The 2,425-nt window shown below is 75.4% G+C and carries 3 protein-coding genes; all 3 read right to left on the minus strand.

Translation table 11 applies throughout. The features are described from left to right. Window positions 1-1,229 (minus strand): endonuclease/exonuclease/phosphatase family protein (locus tag ACIQOV_RS37530; protein ID WP_401055263.1); only part of this gene is annotated, 1,229 nt, incomplete at its 3' end. Window positions 1,230-1,516: 287 nt separating this feature from the next. Further along, a complete protein-coding gene (locus ACIQOV_RS37535) occupies window positions 1,517-1,783 on the minus strand; it encodes a metal-sensitive transcriptional regulator (RefSeq protein WP_392877763.1) in 267 nt (88 codons plus the stop codon). A 150-nt stretch (window positions 1,784-1,933) separates the two neighbouring features. Continuing rightward, window positions 1,934-2,281, minus strand: a complete 348-nt coding sequence (locus ACIQOV_RS37540) for a PRC-barrel domain-containing protein (protein WP_401055264.1) — start codon at window positions 2,279-2,281, stop codon at window positions 1,934-1,936. Between the last annotated feature and the right edge of the window lie 144 nt (window positions 2,282-2,425).

Here is a 2,425-nt window from a genome sequence, read left to right on the forward strand (position 1 = left end):
GCCTTGACCGGATCGGGGCACTCCTCGCGGAAGGTGTCGGTCAGTCCGGCCCCCTGGAGGGCCGTGGTGACCGGCCAGGCGAGCGCGCCGACGCCCTGGTGGGCGGCGGCGGTGGCGGCCGTCCAGTCGCGGTGCGAGGGCGAGGAGAGCGCGCCGGCCAGCACCACCGGGGTGCGCCGCGCGATGTCGGTGCGGACGGCGGCGGCCAGCGCCCTGGCCTGCCGCAGCCGCAGCGAGCCGTTCTCGGCGGCCTCCACCTCGGCGGCGCTCCGCCCGTCCTGGACGGCGTACGGGCCGTAGCCCGCCTCGTCCAGGTGGGCGGCCCAGAAGCGGACGCTGCGGCCTCCGGGCAGTCGCAGGGTGGCCGCGGCGGCGGGCAGTTCGGCGGTCGGGGCGGTGACGTCGGTGAGCGGGTGGCGGCTGAGGATGCCGACGCTGCCGGGGCTCTGGTAGGCGTACCAGCCGAGGGCGTCGGCCAGGGTCCTGGCCCGCTCCCCCGCGGTCTCCTGCAGGGCGAGCACGTCCAGGCCCTGGGCGAGGACCACGCGCAACTGCTTCTCCAGCGCGTCGGTGTGGGCCGAGCCCGCGTCGTGCAGGTTCCAGCTGGCGGCCTTGAGGCGCAGCGGTGCGGCCGGGTCCACCACCGGGACGAGGACGGTGACGGTGTCGGTGGCGCCCGTGCTGTCCTTGACGCCGACGACCACCGGCTCGGGGTTCTTGCCGGCGGCGGCGGGGGCGGTGCCGGTGAGCGTGCCGTCGGCGCTGACGGCGGCCCAGGCCGGGCCGCCGACCTTGCGGTAGGTGGCGGAGCCGGCCGGGTTGCCGGCCGGGCGGGACCAGAGGCCGCCGAGCCGGACCGTCACGGCGGCGCCCGGGGCGACGGGCGTGGCGGTGAACGCGTCCACGGCGGCGTGCGGGCGGACGACGGCGGGCTTGGGGCGGAAGGAGAACGGCTCGGTCCTGGCGAGGATGCCGTAGCCGTCCTTGGCGAGCAGGTAGGCGGTGTACGGGCCGCCGGTCAGCGCGGAGGTGTCGAGCTGGACGTCGCCCGAGGTGCCCGGGGTGTACTTCCACAGCAGCGAGCCGCCGTTGCCGGGCTGGCGGCCGCCGTCGTAGATGCCGACCCAGTTCTTGGCGTCGGGGGCGTCGGTGGTCCACTGGAAGGTGAGCCGGTCGCCTTCGGTGGGGTTGGTGGAGGAACTGAGCGTCAGGGCGCTGCCTGCGGCCACGGTTGTCCTGTCCGCCGCCCGGGACCGGGCCGCCGGGGGACGGTTCGCCGGGGCCGGGTACGGCTGGTCACGGAGGCTGGGAGAAGGGAGCTCGCGCAGTTGGCTGTACAACTGCGGGCGGCCTCATTCACCCGAAGGCCGGCGACCGGCGCATGAACGAAGCATGACGGGGCGTCGGGCGGTGCGGGAACTTCGGTGGGCGCACCTGCGGACATGCGGCGGGGGCCGCGGTGGACCGGTCCACCGCGGCCCCCGTCGGGCCGTGCTCCTGAGGCGCGGAGCGCCGGTCAGGCCAGGGCGAGGAAGAGCTTCTCCAGCTCGGCCTCGCTCATCGGCGGGGCGTCCTCGTCCGCGGCGGCCATGCACTGGCGCATGCCGCTCGCGACGATCTTGAACCCGGCCCGGTCGAGCGCGCGCGAGACGGCGGCGAGCTGGGTGACCACGTCCTTGCAGTCCCGGCCCGCCTCGATCATCGCGATCACCCCGGCCAACTGCCCCTGCGCGCGACGCAGCCGGTTCAGGACCGCGCCGACCGCCTCCTCGTCCACCTGCATGTCGGGCCGCCTTTCACATCGACTGTCGATGGACAAGTGTACCCGGCGGGGTATTCATTCCCGGGTGGCGAACGTCGTACCCGACCCGCCCGCGCCGGACGCGGGTCGGCGGCAGGGGCGGGCGCGGGTCGGCGGCGGGCCAGGGGCGGTTCAGCGGCGGGCCAGGCGACGCTCCCCGCCCGCGCCGGTCGCGTACGGAAGCTCGTAGTACGCGAACACGGCGGGCTCGTCCTCGGCGGGCAGCACGTCGTCGGTGCCGATCGCCGGCGCCTGCTTGACGAGGTTGCGCGGGTACGCCACCCGGAGGTAGTCCGGGCCGGCCACCGCACCCTCCAGCGGGACGAACACCAGGCGGCGCCGACCGGCGAACCCGACCGTGACGGTGGCGAAGAACGGCTCGTCGCTGGCCGTCTCCACGTAGACCGACTCCAGCGAACCGATGCGGTGGCTCTTCTCGTCGACCACGGCGTGGCCGCGCCACTCGCGGATGTCCGCCATCGCGATGCCCACGGTCCGACCTCCCGTCCCCGGCTGTTCCCCGCCCCGGTCTCCCAGCGGGTGCTGCCCGTGGCCATGCCGTTGCTGCCGGGCAGGGTGTCGAAGGCCCACTCGGCCAGCTTCGGGCCCGTGGTGGAACCGTCG

The organism is Kitasatospora sp. NPDC091257, assembly GCF_044757675.1.
GTDB classification, from domain to species: domain Bacteria; phylum Actinomycetota; class Actinomycetes; order Streptomycetales; family Streptomycetaceae; genus Kitasatospora; species Kitasatospora lactacystinica.

Bases quoted from the DNA above. Each gene is read 5' to 3' on its own strand.
- ACIQOV_RS37535 (WP_392877763.1), bottom strand. From the start codon at position 1,783: ATGCAGGTGGACGAGGAGGCGGTCGGCGCGGTCCTGAACCGGCTGCGT.
- ACIQOV_RS37540 (WP_401055264.1), bottom strand. From the start codon at position 2,281: ATGGCGGACATCCGCGAGTGGCGCGGCCACGCCGTGGTCGACGAGAAG.